This is a genomic window from Mycobacterium sp. MOTT36Y (assembly GCF_000262165.1).
Taxonomy (GTDB): domain Bacteria; phylum Actinomycetota; class Actinomycetes; order Mycobacteriales; family Mycobacteriaceae; genus Mycobacterium; species Mycobacterium intracellulare.
On sequence record NC_017904.1, the window covers coordinates 3,249,314 to 3,270,605 of the forward strand.

A 21,292-nucleotide genomic window follows, 5' to 3' on the forward strand; every position below is an offset into this window, starting at 1 on the left:
GGGCATCTTCGGTCGGGCCGGTTAGGCGGCTTCTCCCGAATCCGAGGGGGCGTTGACGTCCTCGGGCAGCGCCGCGCGGGCGATGTCGACCAGGGCGGTGAAGGCGGCCGGGTCCGCGACCGCGATGTCGGCCAGGTTCTTGCGGTCCACCTCCACGCCGGCGGCCTTGAGGCCCTGAATCAGCCGGTTGTAGGTGATGTCGTTGGCGCGCGCCGCCGCGTTGATCCGCGAGATCCACAGCTTGCGGAACTCGCCCTTGCGCGCGCGACGGTCGCGATAGGCGTACTGCAGCGAATGCAGCTGCTGTTCTTTGGCTTTGCGGTAGAGCCGGGATCGCTGGCCGCGATAGCCCTTCGAGGCCTTAAGGATGCTGCGCCTCTTCTTGTGGGCGTTGACCGCCCGCTTCACGCGTGCCATTGGATGTTCCTACTCTCGTTCATGCGTAGTGGGTCGACAAATGGGTTCGCCGTGCCAGCTCGCGATGCGGGTCTGGCCGGCGCGGTGATCAGCCGTTCAGCAGCCGATTGATCCGCTGGGCGTCGTTGGCGGCCACCACGGTGCGGCCGTCGAGCCGCCGGGTCCGTTTCGTCGGCTTGTGCTCGAGCAGGTGCCGGCGGTTGGCCTTCTGCCGGACGATCTTGCCGGTTCCGGTGCGCCGGAAGCGCTTTGACGCCCCGCTGTGGGTCTTGGCTTTGGGCATGTTTCCTCTGGTTCTCGCTCGGTTCTCGCTATTAGGTCAGTTCGACTAGGTCAGTTCGACGACGGTTCGGCGTCGGCGGCGTCGGAATCCGGTGCCGCTCCGCCCCCCACCTCTTCGGGATGCCGCGCCCTGGCGCGGGTCTTCGCGCCGCGGTGCGGCGCCAGCACCATCGTCATGTTGCGGCCGTCCTGCTTGGCCGACGTCTCCACGAAACCGTATTCGGCGACGTCCGCGCCCAGGCGCTGCAGCAACCGATAGCCCAGCTCGGGCCGCGACTGCTCACGTCCGCGGAACATGATCGTGACCTTCACCTTCGATCCCGCCTCCAGGAAGCGGATGACGTGGCCCTTTTTGGTCTCGTAGTCGTGATCGTCGATCTTGGGTCGCAGCTTTTGTTCCTTGACGACGGTCTGCTGCTGGTTGCGGCGGGATTCGCGCGCCTTTTGCGCCGCTTCGTATTTGAACTTGCCGTAGTCCATGATCTTGCAGACCGGCGGCCTGGCGTTCGGGGCAACTTCGACAAGGTCGAGATCGGCGTCCGCAGCGACGCGCAGTGCGTCTTCGATGCGCACTATGCCTACCTGCTCTCCCCCTGGGCCAATCAATCGGACTTCAGGTACGCGGATGCGCTCGTTGACGCGGGTCTCAGTGCTGATGGGGCCTCCCTTGTTGGGCTTCTCTATGTCCTGCGGTGACGACCGTTACCTGGGTTCGTCGGGAAGCAGCGGCGGAAACACCACACCACGAGCAAAAAAGCCCTGCACAAGCAGGGCCCAATGCCGACCGATCGCGGCCGAGGGCTACTCGGGCCGCCCGCGCTGGACGCGGAACAGGCATACGCGCTGCCTGTGACCGGACCGTCGAACCTTCCGCAGATCCGCACAGGGATCTCGTCGGTTCGCGGTGGGAGTGGGACTCCACTTAACTGTTCCTGGCGTTCGCCGGGATGGTCGCAGGCGTCAGTTTAGCAGCCTTGAGGTGCCTTTTAGCACTTCGGCCGGTCGGCGGCAGCGCGCCGGCCACCGACCGGCCCCGAAAAACGCGTGCAAACTCGCGCCCGTCACTCTTAGCGCTTCGGCAAGCTTTTCACGGATTGAGGGCATATCCTCGCGGTCTGTGACACTCGCTTCTCCTCGTTCAGGCCCCCGTTCGGGGCCGCACTTGGGGCCCCGTAGCCGATCGAACTCGCGGTATCGCTGGGTGCCCGCGGCGGCCGGATGGACCGTGGGTGTCATCGCCACCGTGTCGCTGCTGGGCAGTGTGTCCCCCCTGATCCGTTACCTGATCAAGGTGCCGCGCGAGTTCATCAACGACTATCTGTTCAACTTCCCCGACACCAGCATCGCGTGGTCGTTCGTGTTGGCCTTACTGGCCGCGGCCCTGACCGCGCGCAAGCGGATCGCCTGGCTGCTGTTGCTGGGCAACATGATTCTCGCCGCCGGCCTTAACGCCGCCGATATCGCCGCCGGGGACAACACCGCCGCCGAGATCTTGGGCGAGAATCTCGGGTTCGCCCTGCACATCGTCGCGATCGTCCTGCTGGTGTTGGCCTATCGGGAGTTCTGGGCCAAGGTCCGCCGGGGCGCGCTGGTCAAGGCGGCCGGCGTGCTGGTGGCCGGCGATGTGGTGGGGATCTTGGTGTCCTGGGGCCTGGTCGAGTTGTTCCCCGGAACGCTGGCCCGCCCGGATCGCCTGCCCTACGTGGCCAACCGGGTGGTCGGATTCGCGCTCGCCGATCCGGACCTGTTCACCGGCCGGCCGCACGTGTTCCTCAACGCGATCTTCGGTCTGTTCGGCGCGCTCGCGCTGATCATGGCGACGATCGTGCTCTTTCAATCGCAGCGCGCGGAGAACGCGCTCACCGGCGAGGACGAATCGGCCATCCGCGGGCTGCTCGAGCTGTACGGCAAGAACGACTCCCTGGGCTACTTCGCCACCCGCCGCGACAAGTCGGTGGTTTTCGCCCAGAGCGGGCGCGCCGCCATCACCTACCGGGTCGAGGTCGGCGTCTGCCTGGCCAGCGGCGACCCGATCGGCGATCCCCGGGCGTGGTCCCAGGCCGCCGACGCCTGGCTGGGTCTGTGCCAAACCTACGGCTGGGCGCCCGGGGTCATGGGCGCCAGCACCCAGGGGGCGCGGACATATCGCGAAGCCGGCCTGAACGCGCTGGAGCTCGGCGACGAGGCCATCCTGCGGACCGCCGACTTCAAGCTGTCCGGCCCCGACATGCGTGGAGTGCGACAGGCCGTGACCCGCGCCCGCCGGGCCGGCCTGACCGTGCGGATCCGGCGGCACCGCGACATCGGCGCCGACGAGATGGCCGACACCATCACCCGCGCCGACGCCTGGCGCGACACCCAAACCGAGCGCGGGTTTTCCATGGCGCTGGGCCGCCTCGGCGACCCCGCCGACGGGGACTGCCTGCTGGTCGAGGCCCTGGACCGGGACGGCACCGTCGTCGCGATGCTGTCGCTGGTCCCGTGGGGAACCACCGGCGTCTCCCTGGACCTGATGCGCCGATCGCCGCAGTCCCCCAACGGCACCATCGAGCTGATGGTCAGCGACCTCGCACTCAACGCGGAAAACCTTGGCATCACCCGCATTTCACTGAACTTCGCGATGTTCCGCTCGGCTTTCGAACAGGGTGCCCAACTGGGCGCCGGCCCCGTCGCGCGGCTGTGGCGCGGGTTTTTGCTGTTCTTCTCGCGGTGGTGGCAGCTGGAGACGCTGTATCGCTCCAACATGAAGTACCAGCCCGACTGGGTGCCGCGGTATGCCTGCTACGAGGACGCCCGCCTGATCCCGCGGGTCGGGGTCGCCTCGGCGCTGGCCGAGGGCTTCCTCGTCCTGCCGTTCGGCCGGCGCAAGCCGCACACGGGTCACCACCCGGCCGTCCCCGCCCGGCTGGCCGCGTCCGGGCTGCTGCACCACGACGGGAGCGCGCCGGACGTCAGCGGGCTGCAGAGGCGCCAGGAGTCGGCCGACGAGGAAGAGGCGAGATCCCGGCTGCCCGAGCAGGTTCGGGTGCGCCTGGCCAAGTTGAAGGTGTTGCGGCGCAAGGGCATCGACGCGTATCCGGTGGGCCATCCGCCCAGTCACACCGTCGCCGCGGCGCTGGACACGGACGACCGGGAGACGATCACCGTCTCCGGCCGGATACTGCGAATACGCGACTACGGCGGGGTGCTGTTCGCCCACCTGCGTGACTGGTCGGGCGAAATGCAAGTGCTGCTGGACAATTCGCAGTTGCAGCGCGGGCGAACGGCCGACTTCACGGCGGCCATCGATCTCGGCGACTTGGTCGAGGTCTCCGGCCACATGGGCTTTTCCAAGAAGGGAACCCGCTCGCTGATCGTCGGCGACTGGCGGATGATCGGTAAGTGCTTGCGGCCGTTGCCCAACAAGTGGAAGGGGCTGACCGATCCGGAGGCCCGGGTGCGGACCCGCTACGTCGACCTGGCGGTCAATCCCGAGTCTCGCGAATTGATCACGGCACGCAGCGAGGTGTTGCGCTCGGTCCGGCAGACGCTGTTCGACAGGGGGTTCATCGAAGTCGAGACCCCGATCCTGCAACAGATCCACGGCGGAGCCACCGCCCGGCCGTTCGTCACGCACATCAACACCTACGACATGGACCTGTTCCTGCGGATCGCGCCGGAGCTCTACCTCAAGCGGTTATGCGTCGGCGGCGTCGAGCGGGTCTTCGAGCTGGGCCGGGCCTTCCGCAACGAGGGCGTGGACTTCAGCCACAACCCGGAGTTCACCCTGCTGGAGGCGTACCAGGCGCACGCCGACTACAAGGTCTGGATCGACGGGTGCCGCGAGCTGATCCAGAACGCCGCCGAGGCCGCCCACGGCGAGCAGGCCGTCATGCGCCCCCGCGACCAGGGCGCCGGTGGCGGCCTCGAGCCGGTCGACATCTCCGGCGTGTGGGCGGTCAAGACCGTGTACGACGCCGTCTCCGAAGCGCTCGGCGAGCACATCGACCCCGCCACGCCGCTGCCCGCGCTGCGCAAGCTGTCGGACGCCGCGCACATTCCGTATCGGGCGCACTGGGACGCCGGCGCGGTGGTGCTGGAGCTGTACGAGCATCTGGTCGAGGACCGGACCGAGGAGCCGACGTTCTATATCGACTTCCCGACGTCGGTGTCGCCACTGACCCGGCCGCATCGCAGCGAGCCCGGCGTCGCCGAACGGTGGGACCTGGTGGCGTGGGGTGTCGAGCTGGCCACCGCCTACAGCGAGCTCACCGATCCGGTGGAACAGCGTCGCCGCCTGCAGGAGCAGTCGCTGTTGGCCGCGGGTGGGGATCCCGAGGCGATGGAGCTCGACGAAGACTTCCTGCAGGCGATGGAATACGCGATGCCGCCCACCGGCGGGCTCGGGATGGGCGTCGATCGCCTCGTCATGCTCATAACGGGGCGCAGCATCCGGGAGACGCTGCCGTTCCCGCTGGCCAAACCCCATTAATCGAGGTCAGCAACGCTGCGTCCATAGTGGGCGAACATTAGGTAAATATGTTCCAGGCCGGTAAACAATAGATCACAATGACTCACGTGACAGCCTCGACGAACGGTGCGCCCGCGCAGTTCCTGGCTCTTAGTCACACCTCGCTGATGCATGGCTGGGTGCCGACGACGATCCAGGTGCTGGCCGCCGTCGTGCTGACGTTGGCGGTCGGGTGGCGGTCGCGTCGCTGGCGCACGGTGCGGATGCCGGTGGCGGCGCTGAGCGGCGGAGCCGCCGCCTACGTGACCCACTGGTACGTCGTCGACCATGGGCTCTCCGAGGAGCCGGCGCCGACGGCGCTGTGGGTGTGGATCGCGCTGACGGGCGTGGCGGCGGCGGTGCTGGTGCTGGGCTGGCGCAGCGCGCGCCGCTGGCGGCGCGGCGCGGGGGTGCTGGCCGTGCCGCTGTGCTTGCTGAGCGCGGCGCTGGTGCTCAACCTGTGGGTGGGCTACTTCCCCACCGTCCAGTCCGCGTGGAGCCAGCTGACGTCGGGCCCGCTGCCCGATCAGACCGACCAGGCGACCGTTACCGCCATGGCCGCCAGCCGAATCCGGCCACCGCACGGCACCGTGGTGCCCGTCGCGATCCCCTCGGACGGGTCGCACTTCAAACACCGTGGCGAGCTCGTGTACCTGCCGCCCGAATGGTTCGCCACGTCCCCGCCGCCACCATTACCGACCGTGATGATGATCGGCGGGCAGTTCAACACGCCGGCGGACTGGACCCGTGCGGGCAACGCGGTCAAGACGATCGATGACTTCGCGGCCGCGCACGACGGCAAGGCGCCGGTGTTCGTGTTCGTGGACTCCGGCGGCGCCTTCAACAACGACACCGAATGCGTCAACGGGGTGCGGGGCAACGCCGCCGACCACCTCACCAAAGACGTCGTGCCCTATATGGTTTCGGCGTTCGGTGTCAGCCCGCTCCGGTCCAACTGGGGTGTGGCGGGCTGGTCCATGGGCGGGACCTGCGCCGTGGACTTGACCGTCATGCATCCCGATATGTTCAGCGCGTTCGTCGACGTCGCCGGCGACTTCTTCCCCAATGCCGGCAACAAGGCCCAGACCATCGCCCGGCTGTTCGGCGGAAACGCCGATGCCTGGGCGGCTTTCGATCCGTCCACGGTGATCACCCGGCATGGGCCGTACCACGATGTCGCCGGCTGGTTCGCGATTTCGTCGGACGGTCCGCCGACGGCGCGCCGGGACATCACACTGACCGACAGCGGCGCCATCCGTCTGGCCGGACGCGAGGCGGCCGCCAACCCCGCCAATCAGACCGCGGCCGCCTATTCGCTGTGCGCGCTCGGCCGCGCGAACGGAATCGACTGCGCCGTCGTTCCGCAGCCCGGCCGGCACGATTGGCCGTTCGCGGACCGCGTGTTCGCCGCCGCACTGCCCTGGCTGGCCGGCGCGCTGGGCACCCCGGGCATTTCGCGGACGCCGTTGCCCTCCGCCCCGGCCGCCGGCGCCCCGGTCGTCGTTCCGGCCGAACGTTCCAAGACCGCGATGCGGTAGCTCGGTGGTATCCGTTGCGCGCGTTCGGCGTGCGGTCTTCGCGCGGCACTGCCATCCGTGGAGCGCGTGGAGCCGGTGGGCGAGCACGCCGTTGATCCTGGTGCCGCCGTGGACGCGGCGGTGGAGCCACGCGGCGTGGATCGCGCTGTGGCTGGCCGCGAACCCGTTCGTTTTCGGCACGCCCGCCCATCACCGCGCATGGTCGACGCGGGCGATGCTGGGCGAGGAGCGCTGGATCAGCCGCCGCCCCCGTGATGCGGCGGCGTTGGTCAGCGCGGCGACGTCGGCCGCCGCGTTGGGCGCGGTGCTCGCCGCCCGCCGCCACCGGCTGCGGCCGGCGCTGATCGCGGTCGCCGTGCAGATGGCGCTGACCCTGGTGTACTGGCAGCAGATGGTCCGGTATCTCGAGCGGCAGGCGCGGTAGCCTCCCGGACCTTGTGGGCGAGAACACCGTTCGTCGCCGAGGACGCCCGCGGGCGCGCAGATAAATTGATCTCAGCCCGGGCGCTTTGCCGTTGACATTGTCGCGCGAAACGTAGGCGAGAACCGCCCCGCGAGGAAGTCGCATTCACTTGCCGCGCCCCGACTTCCGTTCCGCCAGGCGGGGATCCGCCTGCAAAACAATATCTATGTAAGGTAAGTCGATCGTTGCATATCGTCATACGATGCGGATGTATTGTCGACGGATGGGACCCTGCCGGATGTTCCCTTACGAACCGCCCCCGCCGGTCGCTCCGACGGCCAAAGAGCGGATTCGCGACGCCACCCTGAGCTGCTTCGCCACGCACGGCATCGCCGCCACATCGCTGCGCACCGTGGCCGACACTGCTGGAGTGTCAGTAGGGCTGGTGCAGCATCACTTCCGCACGAAGGCCGCGCTCACCGCCGCGGTGAATCAGTACGTGCTGCAGGTGGTCGGGGAGGCATTGGAGCCGGCTGCCCTTTCCGAGGCGCCCTCCGACGGGCTTGACGAGGCCGGCCGCCGTCTGACGTCCTTGATGGCCGAGCGCCCTGATCTCATCATCTACCTGGGGCGCGCGCTCGCCGAGGGCGGTGCATTCGGATCCGTCATCTTCACCGGACTGTTGGGTATCAGCACGGCCCAGGGCGACGAGTTCTCCCGGCGGAGCAAGCCCCGGCCCGACCTCGATCTCGTTTGGGGGGCGCTCAACCCGCTGATCCTGCGTGTCGGCGCGATCATCCTGCATCCCTATATCGAGCTGTACTTACAAGAGTCTTTCTTTACAGAGCCGCAGTTGCGCCGTTGGGACGCCGCCGTCACCAACCTTTTACGGCATGGCCAATTCCTCGACGAGTCGGTAGCCCAGGAAACAAGTCCTCACCGAGTGTGACCGATAACCGTCAGCGCAGAAGCCGCGCAACGGAAACAGGGTCAATCCCGGTCCGAGCTGTCGCCCAGGTGCTATACACGAAGCACCATGGATGTGTCAGCCGTATCCGCTTACTCCGCGCAGCTTCTCGACGTTAACGCGCCCGACGGCGACGCGGCGTTGCGGCGGCTCCAGGCAGACCCTGCCGTGGAGTTCATCGACCGACTCGACATACAGCTGGCCAACCTGGGCAGCCTGCGGCCCGCACCGCATCCTGAGCTCCTCACGGAGCCGAGCCGGTGGGCCTACTACCCCTGGCGGCGCACCGTCGTGGCGGTGCTCGGCCCGCGGGGCTACCGAGCGGTACGCCTAGACCGCAATCGCAACAGCATCACGCCGGCGGAACAGGATCGGCTCGCGGCGCTGCGCATCGGCGTGGCCGGCCTCAGCGTCGGGCATGTCATCGCGCACACCCTTGCCGCCCAAGGACTCTGTGGCGACCTTCGGCTGGCGGACTTCGATCATCTCGAACTATCAAACCTGAATCGGGTCCCGGCGACGGTGTTCGATATCGGCCTCAACAAGACGCACGTCGCGGCGCGAAGGATTGCCGAGTTGGATCCTTACATCGCGGTCGAAGTTTTCGATGCGGGACTCACATTGGCTAACATCGGCGAATTCCTTGAAGGACTTGACATCGTCATCGAGGAGTGCGATTCCCTTGACATCAAGGCCGCCCTTCGGGACGCTGCCCGCGCCCGCAGAATTCCGGTGTTAATGGCTACCAGCGATCGCGGACTAGTCGACGTGGAACGTTTCGACCAAGAGCCTCACCGCCCGATTCTGCATGGTTTGATGGGCGATCTCGACATAGGGTTACTTCCCGGCATGAGCAGCCGCGAAAAGGTTCGACACATCCTTGGTTACCTTGAGGCCGAACGATTATCGTCCCGTGGGGCCGCGTCGCTGATAGAAATTGACCGCTCGCTGTCGACCTGGCCCCAGCTGGCCTCGGAGGTGGTGCTGGGCGCGGCGGCGCTCGCCGAGGCCGTGCGCCGAATCGGACTCGGCGAGGAACTGGGTTCAGGAAGGGCCCGGATCGATATCGGGTCTGCCCTGGACAAACTCGACGAACCCGGCGGGACGCTGCCTTGCCCCTCGCCGGTGGATCCTTGCGAAGCAGGGGCACTGCCGGGGGTATCCGGTGCCATCGTCGATGCCGCGATCCGTGCCCCGTCGGGTGGAAACGCGCAGCCATGGAGCATCCAGGCTGGACCGACCGAGGTCACCATCGAGATTGCCGCCCAACACACTTCGGCGATGGACGTCGAATTCCGCGGCAGTGCCGTGGCGCTTGGCGCGGCCTTATTGAACGCGAGGATCGCAGCTGCCGCGCACCACGTCCTGGGACCGGTTACCGTTGACGATCCCGACGAGGGCTCACCGCTGCGCGCCACTCTCAAATTGGTCGACGGCACCGACCCCGACCTCGCTGACCTCTACGAACCAATGCTCAAGCGGGAAACCAACCGTCATCGCGGTATCCCCAGACACATCGATGTCGACACGATTGGCGCGCTGGCCGCCGCAGCAGAACGAGAAGGAGCACGGCTACATCTACTCACCGACAGAGGCCACATGGCGCATGCGGCAACTATTTTGGCCGCCTCCGACCGCACTCGCTACCTGACGCCGCGGCTACACCGAGACATGATCTCGGAATTGCGTTGGCCAGGGGACCCCAACCCCGATACCGGTATCGACGTACTCAGCCTCGAACTCAGCGCCGGCGACCTCGCAATACTGGACATCCTTCGTCGCCCTGACGTGATGGCCCACCTAGCCGAATGGGAAGCTGGCGGCGCGCTCGGAGAAGACACGCGCGATCGGATACTGGCCAGTTCTGGCCTGGCTGTCATCACCGTGCCCGGACGCGAACTCCGCGACTACGCGAAGGGCGGCTCCGCCGCCGAATTGGTCTGGATCGTCGCCCAGCAGAAAGGGCTCGCGGTACAGCCGATCTCGCCGGTCTTCCTATTCGCGCGGAGTCGCGCCGACTTCGAAGAACTCTCACCCCGATTCGGGGAAGAGTTGATGCAATTGGACCGCGAGTTTCGAGGCTTGGCCGACATACCGGCGGAACAATCCACGGTGCTGCTACTCCGGTTCACCGCCGGACCGCCGGCGTCAGTACCAAGTCGGCGCAGCATTGATCGGGCTCGGGCGCGTAGTTGAACTGGCTCAGTGCTGACACACGATGTATGGACTCCGAGTCCATTGCAAGAACAGGTTCGTGACCCTGCGCACAAAGCCTGCGCCACACACCAGTTGGAGCTACGGTAACGCAAATGCCGGGAACGTTGGACTACCTGGTCACCGCCGCCGCCGCCGAGTTGATGGCGGCCACGGCGGTGAACTCCGCCCGGATCAGTGAACGGGTGCTCGCCGACTTGGTTAACCACTTCGGCGTTAATTTTGGGTTTCTGCGCCACAACGACCACACAATCCACGCGACTGTGCTCGTCGCCGAATGGCCTCCACGCAACGTCGACCCCGATCCCATCGGCGTGATCTATTTCGCCGACGCCGACTCGGTCTTCGCGAGGGTCGAAACGATGAAAGAGCCCGACGTTTTGCGTCCCGATCCGTCGAACGCCGACTACCAACGCAATATCGAAGACGGCACCGGTATTCCTGCCGTCTCCCTAGCCGCTGTGCCGCTGCTGTCTGGGGACGTAACCACCGGCACCCTGGGGTTCGTCAAATTCGGGGATCGTGAATGGCTGCCCGCGGAGCTCAATGCTTTGCAGGCAATCGCGGCGTTGTTCGCTCAGCTGCAAGCCCGTGTCGTCGCTGAAGAGCAAATCCACTACCTCGCTGAGCACGACGAACTCACGGGGCTGCTTAACCGTAGAGCACTAATCGCACACCTCGATAAGCGTTTGGCTGCAGGACAGCCGGGACCAGTCTCGGTGGTTTTCCTTGCACTGGACCGCTTCAAAGTCATAAATGACCATCTCGGCCAACAGGCTGGTGACTTGTTCATCGAGGCCTTCGCCGCGCTGCTGCAGGGGGCCCTCGAGGTGCCTTCCGTCATCGCCCGTTTCGGCGGCGACGAGTTCGTCGTGGTGCCGGAACCACCGATGGGCGTCAAGGATGCTGAAGCGTTCGCGCAGTCATTACACACTCGAGTTCACCAGCAAGTCGCGATTGACGGCGAGATGCTCAGTCGCACCGTCAGTATCGGCGTTGCAGCCGGCATCCCCGGTCGCGAGAGCACGTCGGACCTATTGCGCCGAGTCGACCAGGCCACCCGGTCGGCGAAGAGCTCTGGCGGCAACAAGGTCACAACTTTCAATCCCGAAATGTCTACAACAGACATGATCAGCAACGATATCGAATTGCACCTGGAAGGGATGATCGAGGGCGGTAGCGGCGCCTTGGTGCTCCATTACCTTCCCGAGTTTGACCTGCGCACCGGCGAGATCCTGGGTACCGAGGCGCTAATCCGTTGGCACCACCCAACTCTTGGGTTGTTGATGCCGGATTCTTTCATCCCGGTGGTGGAATCCATTAACCTGAGTGCCAAGCTCGGGCGTCTCGTTATGCGATCGGCGTGCGCGCAGTTCGGACTCTGGCAATCGCACGGCGTCGGGCACGGCACGGTATTGCGGATCAACGTGTCGCCGGTGCAACTTGTCACGGACGGCATCATCGCAACCGTCACGGCCACCCTCGACGAGTTTGGTCTCGATCCCAGCACCGTATGTCTGGAGATCACCGAAAGCGTTGTGGTCCAAGATATTGACGCCACACGCAAAACGCTGTTTGGGTTGAAAGACATCGGAGTGCAAATCGCCATCGACGACTTCGGCACCGGCTACAGCGTGCTTACGTATCTGAAATCCCTTCCGGTCGACTCGCTCAAGATCGACCAAGGCTTTGTACGCACTCTGGATACCAATCCAGGTGACTTGGCCATCGTGCGTTCGACGATGGCCCTGGCCGAGGCCTTCGGTCTTGACGTCATCGCCGAAGGAGTCGAAACCGTGGCCGCGGCAGAGACGTTGTTGAGCCTGGGTTGCCATCGCGCACAAGGCTTTCTGCTGTCCCGCCCGCTAGACAGCGCAGCGATGGAGTCGCTCCTCGCCAGAGGCGCGATTCCGACGAACTTCTCAAACGCGGGACCGAGTGGAAGTGGGAACGCGTTTTAGACCCGCGCAAAGCCGAACAACCACCGCTGATCGGTACTTGATAGGAGATCAACACGTGATTTCTTCCAATGCCGAAAAGCGGCTGAGGATTTCGGCGTTCTCGGCGCACATCAGCTTGAATTGCGCCGGCTCGGCATGAGCGGAAAGGGTGCGACGGTCCCACCACATCACTTTGGTTCGATAGTTTTCATTCGGATAGGCGGCCGCCGGAACGCGTGCGGCCACGACGCCCCCGGAGGATTGCCACTGCTCCAGCACATGGGCCGCCGCGGTAGCCATCACAAATTGAGCACCCAGCAACGTCATCGTCGGCAGGGCCGTGCGGGCCAATACTCGGGAAAGCGACTGATTGCCATATTCGCGGGAATTGGCCCAGGCGCTTTTCACCTCCACGACGCCGAACGGAAGCCGGTTGGCGATCATATGACGCAGCAGGGAAAGGCCGGGATTGCCTTTCCACTCCACCAGCGCGTGGGAGTCCTCGGGCGAGCGCAACGGCCCCACGACGCGCGTGCCCCCGACCACGCGCCCCTCCGGGTCAAGGGCCGCGAAGAACAGCGCCGTGTCCGCGCCGTCCGAAATCGCGTCCACGTCGAGCACCCAATCCAACCCGTGCCTGCGATAGCTGTGCGCTGCGCCTTCCAGGTATTGATTCCACAGATCGGGCTCCGCCCTCGGCGTGGACGCGACGACCCAACATCCCGTCGCGTGATCGCGCCAGCCGGACCGAACGTCCGACGGCGGGGCATCAAACACTCTTGCTTCGAGCTGAGCCGCTTCCATGGGTTTGCCTCCACCTATTAACCGTGCGAACCGAACTATTTCGTGAACACGTCTTGAATCGTTTCTCAATTCGACTCGCGACAAATAACCAAGGAGATTGTGACATAACAAGCTAATGGCGGCTGTACAGCGCGGGCGGAAAATATCAACGCGGGCTTGTTAGGCGCCGCACGGGATTTGGCGAAAACGTCAGCTACTGTTCAGTAACACGCGACCGCGGCCGAATTATGGTTAACGCCGGTCGGGGCTAGAGCACGGGAAATGCGAACCGCAGCGACCCCAAGAACTGACAACGGATGTTGCCGATTTCGACCGGGCGCGCAGTACCGTGGCGGCATGCCCGACGAATCCAGCACTGAAGGTTCCGCCGACGCCGGATACGACGACGCCGGTACGCCGACGTTCGAGTCCATGCGCGACAAGATCGAGGCCCGGTACGCGACGGCACAGGGCTCGGCCGAACTCGACGCGGAGTCACGCGAGGGACGATCGGTCGAGGCCGACTACGACGAGCGCCGTCGCGCGGCGGCCGAGCGGCTGGCCCAGATCCGCGAGTCGATGCGGCCAGGCGACCAGCCGTGAGCGACGCCGGGCGTGTGTCCCCTCAGTGCTCGCCAGATGCCTTGCCCGACAATGTCATTCGGGCCTTGTCGCGAAGGCGGGCTCAGGCGGTGGCTTTACGGCGGCGGGCCGGCCGGCGCGCGGGAGCGCTGGCCGGCGGCGCGCTGCGACCGATGACCTCGGCGAGGAACTTCCCGGTGTAGCTCTCCGGCACCGCCGCGACGTCCTCCGGAGTGCCTTCCGCGACAACGGTTCCGCCCTCGGCGCCGCCTTCCGGCCCCATGTCGACGATCCAGTCCGAAGTCTTGATGACGTCCAGGTTATGTTCGATGACGATGACCGTATTGCCTTTGTCGACAAGGCCGTTGATGACCTTGAGCAACTTGCGGATGTCGTCGAAATGCAGACCCGTGGTCGGCTCGTCGAGGATGTAGACGGTGCGTCCGGTGGAGCGCTTCTGCAGTTCGGCGGCCAGCTTGACGCGCTGGGCCTCGCCGCCGGACAGCGTCGGCGCCGGCTGGCCGAGCCGCACGTAACCCAGCCCGACGTCGACCAGGGTGCGCAGGTAGCGGTGGATGCCGGTGATCGGCTCGAAGAACTCCGCCGCCTCCTCGATGGACATGTCCAGCACCTCGGAGATGGTCTTGCCCTTGTAGTGCACCTCGAGGGTTTCCCGGTTGTAGCGCGCGCCCTGACACACCTCGCACGGCACATACACGTCGGGCAGGAAGTTCATCTCGATCTTGATGGTGCCGTCGCCCGTGCACGCCTCGCAGCGGCCGCCCTTGACGTTGAACGAGAACCGGCCCGGTTGGTAGCCACGGACTTTGGCCTCGGTGGTCGCCGCGAACAGGGTCCGGATCTTGTCGAACACGCCGGTGTAGGTGGCCGGGTTCGACCGCGGCGTGCGCCCGATCGGCGACTGATCAACCCGCACCAGCTTGTCCAGGTGGTCCAGCCCGGTGACCCGGGTGTGGCGGCCGGGGACCAGCCTTGCGCCGTTGAGCCGGTTGGCCAGCACCGCCGCGAGGATGTCGTTGACCAGAGTCGACTTGCCGGAACCGGACACACCGGTCACCGACGTGAGCACGCCGAGCGGGAACGAGACGTCGATGCCGCGCAAGTTGTGCTCGCGCGCGCCGACGACGGTGAGCTGACGGCGCCGGTCGACGGGACGCCGGATCGCCGGCATCTCGATGCTTTCCTTGCCCGACAGGTAGGCGCCCGTGATCGACTCCTTGTTGGCCAGCAGCTCGCTGTAGGTGCCGCTGTGCACGATCTGACCGCCGTGCTCACCGGCCCGCGGGCCGATGTCGACGATCCAGTCGGCGTGCGCGATGGTGTCCTCGTCATGCTCGACGACGATCAGCGTGTTGCCCAAACCCCTTAGCCGAGTGAGGGTTTCGATGAGGCGACGGTTATCGCGCTGATGCAGCCCGATGGACGGCTCGTCGAGCACGTAGAGCACGCCCACCAGCCCGGACCCGATCTGGGTGGCCAGCCGAATGCGTTGCGCCTCACCACCGGACAGCGTGGCGGCCGCGCGGGACAGCGACAGGTATTCAAGACCGACGTCGAGCAAAAATCCCAGCCGCGACTGAATTTCCTTGAGCACCTGCCCGGCGATCGCCTGCTCGCGCGGCCCCAGGGTGAGGGTGTTGAGGAAGTCGGCGCAATCGGAGATCGACAGCTCACAGACCTCGGCGATGGACTTCTTGCCGCGATTGCTCGCGCTCAACGACACCGCCAGGATCTCCGGCTTGAGCCGGGTCCCCTCGCAGACCGGGCAGGGCACGTCACGCATGAAGCCCTCGTAGCGCTCCTTCATCTGCTCGGATTCGGTCTGCGCCATCTTGCGCTGCAGAAACGCCAGCACGCCCTCGAAATCGGCGTAGTACGAGCGGGTCCGGCCATACCGGTTGCGGTACCGCACGTGCACCTGGTGGTCGGATCCCTCGAGGATCGCCTTGCGGGCCTTGGCGGGCAGTTTGCGCCACGGGGTGTCGACGTCGAAGCCCAGCTCGTCCCCCAGCCCGGCCATCATCCGGGTGAAGTACTCCGCGGTATGGCCCGTCGACCACGGCGCCACCGCACCCTCGGACAGGGTGCGCTCGGGGTCGGGCACCACCAGGTCCGGGTCGACCTCCTTGCGGATGCCCAGGCCGCTGCATTCGGGGCAGGCGCCGTACGGCGAGTTGAAGGAGAACGACCGCGGCTCCAGGTCGTCGACGGCCAGCGCGTGCCCGTTCGGGCAGGCCAGCTTCTCGGAGAACCGCTGCTCGCGGTTGTGGGCGTCGTGCTCGTGATCGACGAACTCCAGCACCACGATGCCGTCGGCCAGGTTCAGCGCGGTTTCCACCGAGTCGGTGAGCCGCTGCTTGGCGCTGGCCTTGACAGTGAGCCGGTCCACCACGACCTCGATGTCGTGCTTCTCCTGCTTCTTCAGCTTCGGCGGATCGGTCAGCGGATGCACGACGCCGTCGACCCGGACCCGGCTGTAGCCCTGGGCGTTGAGCTTTTCGAAGAGGTCGGCGAACTCGCCCTTGCGGGTGCGCACCACCGGCGCGAGCACCTGAAAGCGGGTGCCCTCCGGCATCGCCAGCACCTGGTCGACGATTTGCTGTGGCGTCTGGCGGGCAATGCGCTCGCCGCACACCGGGCAGTGCGGGGTACCGGCGCGCGCGTACAGCAGCCGCAGGTAGTCGTAGACCTCGGTGATGGTGCCAACCGTCGATCGCGGGTTGCGGTTGGTGGACTTCTGGTCGATCGACACCGCCGGGGACAGGCCCTCGATGAAGTCGACGTCCGGCTTGTCCATCTGCCCGAGGAACTGGCGGGCGTAGGCCGACAGCGACTCCACGTAACGCCGCTGCCCCTCGGCGAAGATCGTGTCGAAGGCCAGCGACGATTTGCCCGAACCCGACAGCCCCGTGAAGACGATCAGCGCGTCGCGGGGCAGGTCGAGGTCGACGCCGCGCAGGTTGTGCTCGCGGGCGCCCTTGATGATCAGACGGTCAGCCAACGCCGCCCCTCTCAGGAACTATCTGCTACTTCTCCGCAGCCGCAATGCCGATCCCGAATCGGAGTTGCGCACGGCGCATTCCATGCTATGTGCCCATACCGACAAGCAGCGCGTGACCAGTAACGTGGCCGCTATGACTGCCCAGGACGGCCCCACTGACAAGCTTGTCGACACCTACACGGGACACGTCGACCCTGGTACCGCGGCCCGCCGGACCCTACCCGGCGCCACGATCATAAAGGCGTCGGTGGGCCCCATGGACAACAACGCGTATCTGGTGACGTGTTCCGCCACGGGCGAAACCCTGCTCATCGACGCCGCCAACGACGCCGACGACCTGATCGGCCTGATCCGGCAGCACGCACCAAAGGTGTCGCTGATCGTGACCAGCCATCAGCACTTCGATCACTGGCAGGCGCTCGACGCCGTGGCGAAGGCGACCGGCGCGCCGACCGCCGCCAACGAAATCGACGCCGAGGCGCTGCCGGTCAAACCGGACCGTTTGCTGGCGGGCGGCGACACCGTGCAGATCGGCGAGCTGAACTTCGACGTCATCCACCTGCGGGGGCACACCCCCGGATCGATCGCGCTGGCCCTGGACGGACCCGCGACCGGCGGGGTCACGCAGCTGTTCACCGGCGACTGCCTTTTCCCCGGCGGCGTCGGCAAGACCTGGCAGCCCGGCGATTTCGACCAGCTGCTCGACGACGTCACCACCCGGGTGTTCGACGTGTATGACGACGCGACGGTCATCTACCCCGGCCACGGCGACGACACGGTGTTGGGCGCCGAACGACCCCATCTGAGCGAATGGCGCGCGCGGGGCTGGTAGCGCCGGGCCCGGCGGCAGGCGGTTACGTCGTGGTGTGCACGATCAGGACGTCGGTCTTGGCCCGCCGCGAGACGTTGGCCGGCACCGATCCCAGCAGCCGGCCGGCGATGGTGCTCAGACCGACGTTGCCGACCACGAGCAGGTCCGCCTGCTCCTCCTCGGCGAGGTGCACCAGCGCATCGACCGGCGCCCCCACGATCGGGCGCTCGTCGATGTTCTGCGCGCCCGCCGCGTGCGCGCGGTCCTTGGCGTCGCGCAGAATCGCGTAAATCGGCGCGGTGCCCGAAACCTTGTAGCTTTCGTCCCGGAGGGCGTCGGCGGCCCGGGCGTCCTCATGTTGGGGCAAGTACGCCGAGGCGACGATCAGCTTGGCGTCCGGCCCGGCGATCTGCGCCGCCTTCTCCACCGCACGCATCGACGAGTCCGAGCCATCGGTTCCTACCACCACAGTCCGATAGGCGCCCATTTACCCTCCCAGTTTCGGTTGGTCAGCCAACCCAAGACAGTATCGCGTTTGCTCGATGCAGAGGAGATAGATGAACGACACGGTGTGGCGTGGCGCACCCGTGATTTGCGGCGCCTGGCTGGGCCAACGGACAATATCGATAATGACAAAACAATCGAATGCGCGATTCGGCGACGGAAAGCATTGCATGACGCCGCTTTTCGCAAATACCGGAGCGAACTGCAAATGCGGGGGGGCGCTGTTGGTGACCGGTTCGACCGGCCGCGCCCTACAGTAACAAGCATCATGTCTGGTCCCATGCTCGAGCCCACCCTCGAGCCGATTTTCGAGCCGCGCGCCGGGGATGCCGTCGATAAACCCGTCGCAGCGCGCCCCGGCGGCAGGTTGCTCGATCCGTGGGCGATCGCCCTGTTCGCCACGGCCGTCAGCGCCGCCTGGGCCTGCCGGCCTTCGCTGTGGTTCGACGAGGGGGCCACGATTTCGGCCGCGGCGAGCCGGACCCTGCCCGAGCTGTGGCGGCTGCTGGGCCACATCGACGCCGTCCACGGTGCGTACTACCTGGTGATGCACGGTTGGTTCGCCGTGTTTCCGCCCACCGAGTTCTTCTCGCGCCTGCCCAGCGCCCTTGCCGTGGGCGCCGCGGCCGCCGGGGTCACGGTGTTCACCAAGAAGTTCGCGACGCGCCCGACGGCGGTGTGCGCGGGCGTCGTCTTCGCCATCCTGCCCCGCACGACGTGGGCCGGCATGGAGGCGCGTTCCTATGGCTTCGTCGCGGCCGCGTCCGTATGGCTGACCGTGTTGTTCGTGGCCGCCGTCCGGCGCAATCGGCCCCGCTGGTGGATTTGCTACGCGCTGGCATTGGCGCTGTCGATCCTGCTCAACGTCAACCTGGTGCTGCTGGTGCCGGTGTACGGCGCGATCCTGCCGCTGTTGCTTCCTGCGGGGTCCCGCAGATCCCCGGCCGTGTGGTGGGCCGCCAGCTCCGCCGTCGCGGTCGGGGCGATGATCCCGTTCGCGCTGTTCGCCCATGGCCAGGTGTGGCAGGTCGGCTGGATCTACCCGGTGAGCTGGCATTACGCGTTCGACATCATCCTGCGGCAGTATTTCGACCACAGCGTCGCCTTCGCGGTGCTGAGCGCGGTCGTGATCGTCGCGGCGGCGCTGGCCCGGTTGGCCGGCGCGCCGGCCCCGGCCGGCGACCTGCGCCGGTTGTTGACCTTCTGTGTGGTGTGGATGGTCATTCCGACCGCGCTGGTCGTCATCTATTCGGCCGTCAGCGAGCCGATCTACTACCCGCGCTACCTGATCTTCACCGCGCCCGCGATGGCCATCGTCCTGGCCGTCTGCATCGTCACGCTGGCCCGCCGGCCCTGGCCGATGGTCGGCGCGGTGCTGCTGTTCGTCATCGCCGCGGTGCCCAATTACCTGTTCGTCCAGCGCTGGCCGTACGCCAAGGAGGGCTGGGACTACAGCCAGGTCGCCGACCTGATCGCCGCACACGCCGCCCCCGGCGACTGCCTGATGGTGGACAACACCGTGCCGTGGCGGCCCGGCCCGATCCGGGCGCTGCTGGCCACCCGGCCGGCGGCCTTCCGGTCGCTGATCGACGTCGAGCGCGGCGTGTACGGCCCGAAGGTCGGCTCGCTGTGGGACGGCCATGTGGCCGTCTGGCTGACCACGGCCAAAATCAACAAATGCCCCACCATCTGGACCATTACCAATAAAGACGCCTCGCTGCCGGATCACCAAGCGGGACAAGCGCTCCCGCCCGGAAGCGCATTCGGGCGCGCCCCGGCATACCGATTCCCGGGCTACCTGGGCTTCCACATCGTCGAGCGTTGGCAATTCCATTACTCGCAGGTGGTCAAGTCCACCCGGTGATCGGCGACGGGTCAGCCCACGCTGGCGACCGGCCGCGCCTGGCGCGTGGCCCGGGTCGCGGCGTACGACACCGCCACACCGGCGGCGCTCACCGCGGTGAAGACCGTGAACAACAAATGGGCCGCGACCGCCTCGCCGCCGGTGGCGGTGTTGACGACCACTCCGGCCAGCCCGGCGCCGATCGCCGCGGAGGTCAGCTGGACGGTGTTGATCGCCGCGGAGGCGGCGCCGCCCTCGGCCGGATCGTTGACGCAGGCCATCGCGCGGGCCGAGAGGTGCGGCCAGGCCATCCCGATGCCGATGCCGGCGACCAGCAGGGCCACCGCCCACAGGGCGGCGGTCCAGTTGGACCCGTCGCCGTGCCGGGCGACCGCGCCCAGCGCCAGGCCGGACGCGGCCACCAGCGGCGCCACCATGACCACCCGCCCGATCGTGCGCGGGTTTTCCAGCGAGGCGCTGACGATTTCGCTGACGGTCCAGCCGAGGGCGAGCGCCGCGCCGAGGAAGCCGGCCGCGATGGGCGTGAGGTGGGCCAACCGCTGCCCGAACAGCGGCACATAGGTGTTCACCATCGCCGCGCCCATCAGGACACCCATGGTTAGGTAAATCCACTTCAACGGCCCGGGAGAGAACACGCTGGGCGGGAGGATGGCCGCGTGCATGCGCCAGTCGACGATCACGAACAGGCCGACCAGCAGGATGCCGGCCGCGAGCAGCCCGTACGTCGCGGCGGTGTTGCGGGGAATCTGCGCGACGCTCACGGCCAGCGCGGCCACACCGATGATCAGCAGCGACCACACCGGCACCTTCATCCGCGGGATGCCGTTGGTCGGGTCGACGCGGGCCAGCGCGACCGGCACCAGCAGGGCCATCAAGACGGTGAGGACGGCCATCGTGACGAACGCCCACCGCCAGATCCCGAGCTGCGCGAACAACCCGCCCGTCGTGGGCCCGACCACCGTCGCGACACCCCACATCGCCGACACCAGCGCCGAGCCCCGCGTCCACAGCCAGCGGGGCAGCGCGGAGTTGATCACCGCGTAGCCCAGGCCGGCCAGCAAGCCCCCGGCCACCCCCTGCATCGCCCGGCCAGCAATCAAAACATGCATGGTCGGCGCGGCCGCGCAAACCATGCTGGCGATGCCGAACACGGCGAGTCCGAACAGATACGACGACCGCGCCCCGACGCGCAGCAGCATCGGATTGACCATCGTCGCCGCGACCACCGACCCGACCAGGTACAGCGTCGTCACCCACGCGTAGAGCCGGCTTCCGCCGATCTCGGCGATGGTGTTGGGCAACAAGCTGGTGGTCAGGAACTCGTTGGTGGCGTAAAGCGCTACCCCACCGGCTAGCAGGATTGACGTCCTCAGATACCGGGCGCCCAGCAGCTCTCGCCAGCCGCCGGTGATAGTCGCCGCGTCGGTCACCCCTCTACCGTATGGGGTGCCGCGGGGTTACCCGGCGCAGATCGGT

General features: G+C 66.6%; 16 protein-coding genes. 9 read left to right on the forward strand and 7 right to left on the reverse strand.

Features of this window, described 5'->3' with window-relative positions:
- Positions 1 to 21 precede the first annotated feature (21 nt).
- The 3 genes from rplT to infC form a co-directional block, all read right to left on the reverse strand.
- The gene (rplT, locus tag W7S_RS14655) at positions 22 to 417 is read right to left on the reverse strand and encodes a 50S ribosomal protein L20 (protein WP_008257634.1); all 396 of its coding nucleotides are present in this window, start codon (positions 415 to 417) and stop codon (positions 22 to 24) included.
- An 88-nt stretch (positions 418 to 505) separates the two neighbouring features.
- Positions 506 to 700, reverse strand: a complete 195-nt coding sequence (gene rpmI, locus W7S_RS14660) for a 50S ribosomal protein L35 (RefSeq protein ID WP_008257635.1) — start codon at positions 698 to 700, stop codon at positions 506 to 508.
- A gap of 50 nt (positions 701 to 750) precedes the next feature.
- The gene (gene infC / locus W7S_RS14665) at positions 751 to 1,356 is read right to left on the reverse strand and encodes a translation initiation factor IF-3 (protein ID WP_072501342.1); all 606 of its coding nucleotides are present in this window, start codon (positions 1,354 to 1,356) and stop codon (positions 751 to 753) included.
- A gap of 460 nt (positions 1,357 to 1,816) precedes the next feature.
- Between infC and lysX the strand changes: the two genes are divergently transcribed.
- The 6 genes from lysX (at position 1,817) to W7S_RS14695 (ending at position 12,271) form a co-directional block, all read left to right on the forward strand.
- Entirely contained in the window at positions 1,817 to 5,170 is a 3,354-nt protein-coding gene (gene lysX, locus W7S_RS14670; protein WP_369751689.1) for a bifunctional lysylphosphatidylglycerol synthetase/lysine--tRNA ligase LysX, read from the forward strand.
- Between the two features lie 77 nt (positions 5,171 to 5,247).
- Complete coding sequence (locus W7S_RS14675; RefSeq protein ID WP_192579388.1) at positions 5,248 to 6,726, forward strand: alpha/beta hydrolase family protein; 1,479 nt, start codon at positions 5,248 to 5,250, stop codon at positions 6,724 to 6,726.
- Between the two features lie 4 nt (positions 6,727 to 6,730).
- Complete coding sequence (locus tag W7S_RS14680; protein WP_179945122.1) at positions 6,731 to 7,150, forward strand: DUF6653 family protein; 420 nt, start codon at positions 6,731 to 6,733, stop codon at positions 7,148 to 7,150.
- Between the two features lie 262 nt (positions 7,151 to 7,412).
- Entirely contained in the window at positions 7,413 to 8,078 is a 666-nt protein-coding gene (locus W7S_RS14685; RefSeq protein ID WP_041297882.1) for a TetR/AcrR family transcriptional regulator, read from the forward strand.
- Positions 8,079 to 8,165: 87 nt separating this feature from the next.
- Positions 8,166 to 10,292, forward strand: coding sequence for an Rv1355c family protein (locus tag W7S_RS14690; RefSeq protein WP_014711898.1), 2,127 nt, complete (start codon positions 8,166 to 8,168; stop codon positions 10,290 to 10,292).
- 113 nt (positions 10,293 to 10,405) lie between these two features.
- The gene (locus W7S_RS14695; protein WP_014711899.1) at positions 10,406 to 12,271 is read left to right on the forward strand and encodes a bifunctional diguanylate cyclase/phosphodiesterase; all 1,866 of its coding nucleotides are present in this window, start codon (positions 10,406 to 10,408) and stop codon (positions 12,269 to 12,271) included.
- Between the two features lie 48 nt (positions 12,272 to 12,319).
- Here the strand turns inward: W7S_RS14695 and W7S_RS14700 are convergent, their stop codons facing one another.
- Positions 12,320 to 13,054, reverse strand: coding sequence for a hypothetical protein (locus tag W7S_RS14700; protein ID WP_041297884.1), 735 nt, complete (start codon positions 13,052 to 13,054; stop codon positions 12,320 to 12,322).
- 336 nt (positions 13,055 to 13,390) lie between these two features.
- Between W7S_RS14700 and W7S_RS14705 the strand changes: the two genes are divergently transcribed.
- Positions 13,391 to 13,636 carry a hypothetical protein gene (locus W7S_RS14705; RefSeq protein ID WP_014711901.1) on the forward strand — a complete coding sequence of 82 codons (246 nt, stop codon included), beginning with the start codon at positions 13,391 to 13,393 and terminating at the stop codon, positions 13,634 to 13,636.
- Positions 13,637 to 13,718: 82 nt separating this feature from the next.
- Here the strand turns inward: W7S_RS14705 and uvrA are convergent, their stop codons facing one another.
- Complete coding sequence (uvrA, locus tag W7S_RS14710) at positions 13,719 to 16,637, reverse strand: excinuclease ABC subunit UvrA (RefSeq protein ID WP_014711902.1); 2,919 nt, start codon at positions 16,635 to 16,637, stop codon at positions 13,719 to 13,721.
- 133 nt (positions 16,638 to 16,770) lie between these two features.
- On the opposite strand from uvrA, the gene W7S_RS14715 reads away from it, so the two are divergent.
- Positions 16,771 to 17,469: an MBL fold metallo-hydrolase gene (locus W7S_RS14715; protein ID WP_020188595.1), complete on the forward strand. Its 699-nt coding sequence runs from the start codon at positions 16,771 to 16,773 to the stop codon at positions 17,467 to 17,469.
- A gap of 22 nt (positions 17,470 to 17,491) precedes the next feature.
- Here the strand turns inward: W7S_RS14715 and W7S_RS14720 are convergent, their stop codons facing one another.
- Complete coding sequence (locus tag W7S_RS14720; protein ID WP_008257654.1) at positions 17,492 to 17,935, reverse strand: universal stress protein; 444 nt, start codon at positions 17,933 to 17,935, stop codon at positions 17,492 to 17,494.
- A 297-nt stretch (positions 17,936 to 18,232) separates the two neighbouring features.
- On the opposite strand from W7S_RS14720, the gene W7S_RS14725 reads away from it, so the two are divergent.
- Entirely contained in the window at positions 18,233 to 19,816 is a 1,584-nt protein-coding gene (locus W7S_RS14725; RefSeq protein WP_014711903.1) for a glycosyltransferase family 39 protein, read from the forward strand.
- A gap of 11 nt (positions 19,817 to 19,827) precedes the next feature.
- On the opposite strand, the gene W7S_RS14730 is transcribed toward W7S_RS14725, so the two are convergent.
- Complete coding sequence (locus tag W7S_RS14730) at positions 19,828 to 21,246, reverse strand: MFS transporter (RefSeq protein WP_014711904.1); 1,419 nt, start codon at positions 21,244 to 21,246, stop codon at positions 19,828 to 19,830.
- Positions 21,247 to 21,292 lie beyond the last annotated feature (46 nt).

What these genes read in the sequence shown, in the direction of transcription:
- rplT (WP_008257634.1), bottom strand. Translation starts at nt 417, where the DNA reads ATGGCACGCGTGAAGCGGGCGGTCAACGCCCACAAGAAGAGGCGCAGC.
- rpmI (WP_008257635.1), bottom strand. Translation starts at nt 700, where the DNA reads ATGCCCAAAGCCAAGACCCACAGCGGGGCGTCAAAGCGCTTCCGGCGC.
- W7S_RS14675 (WP_192579388.1), top strand. Translation starts at nt 5,248, where the DNA reads ATGACTCACGTGACAGCCTCGACGAACGGTGCGCCCGCGCAGTTCCTG.
- W7S_RS14685 (WP_041297882.1), top strand. Translation starts at nt 7,413, where the DNA reads ATGGGACCCTGCCGGATGTTCCCTTACGAACCGCCCCCGCCGGTCGCT.
- W7S_RS14690 (WP_014711898.1), top strand. Translation starts at nt 8,166, where the DNA reads ATGGATGTGTCAGCCGTATCCGCTTACTCCGCGCAGCTTCTCGACGTT.
- W7S_RS14695 (WP_014711899.1), top strand. Translation starts at nt 10,406, where the DNA reads ATGCCGGGAACGTTGGACTACCTGGTCACCGCCGCCGCCGCCGAGTTG.
- W7S_RS14700 (WP_041297884.1), bottom strand. Translation starts at nt 13,054, where the DNA reads ATGGAAGCGGCTCAGCTCGAAGCAAGAGTGTTTGATGCCCCGCCGTCG.
- W7S_RS14705 (WP_014711901.1), top strand. Translation starts at nt 13,391, where the DNA reads ATGCCCGACGAATCCAGCACTGAAGGTTCCGCCGACGCCGGATACGAC.
- W7S_RS14715 (WP_020188595.1), top strand. Translation starts at nt 16,771, where the DNA reads ATGACTGCCCAGGACGGCCCCACTGACAAGCTTGTCGACACCTACACG.
- W7S_RS14720 (WP_008257654.1), bottom strand. Translation starts at nt 17,935, where the DNA reads ATGGGCGCCTATCGGACTGTGGTGGTAGGAACCGATGGCTCGGACTCG.
- W7S_RS14725 (WP_014711903.1), top strand. Translation starts at nt 18,233, where the DNA reads ATGCTCGAGCCCACCCTCGAGCCGATTTTCGAGCCGCGCGCCGGGGAT.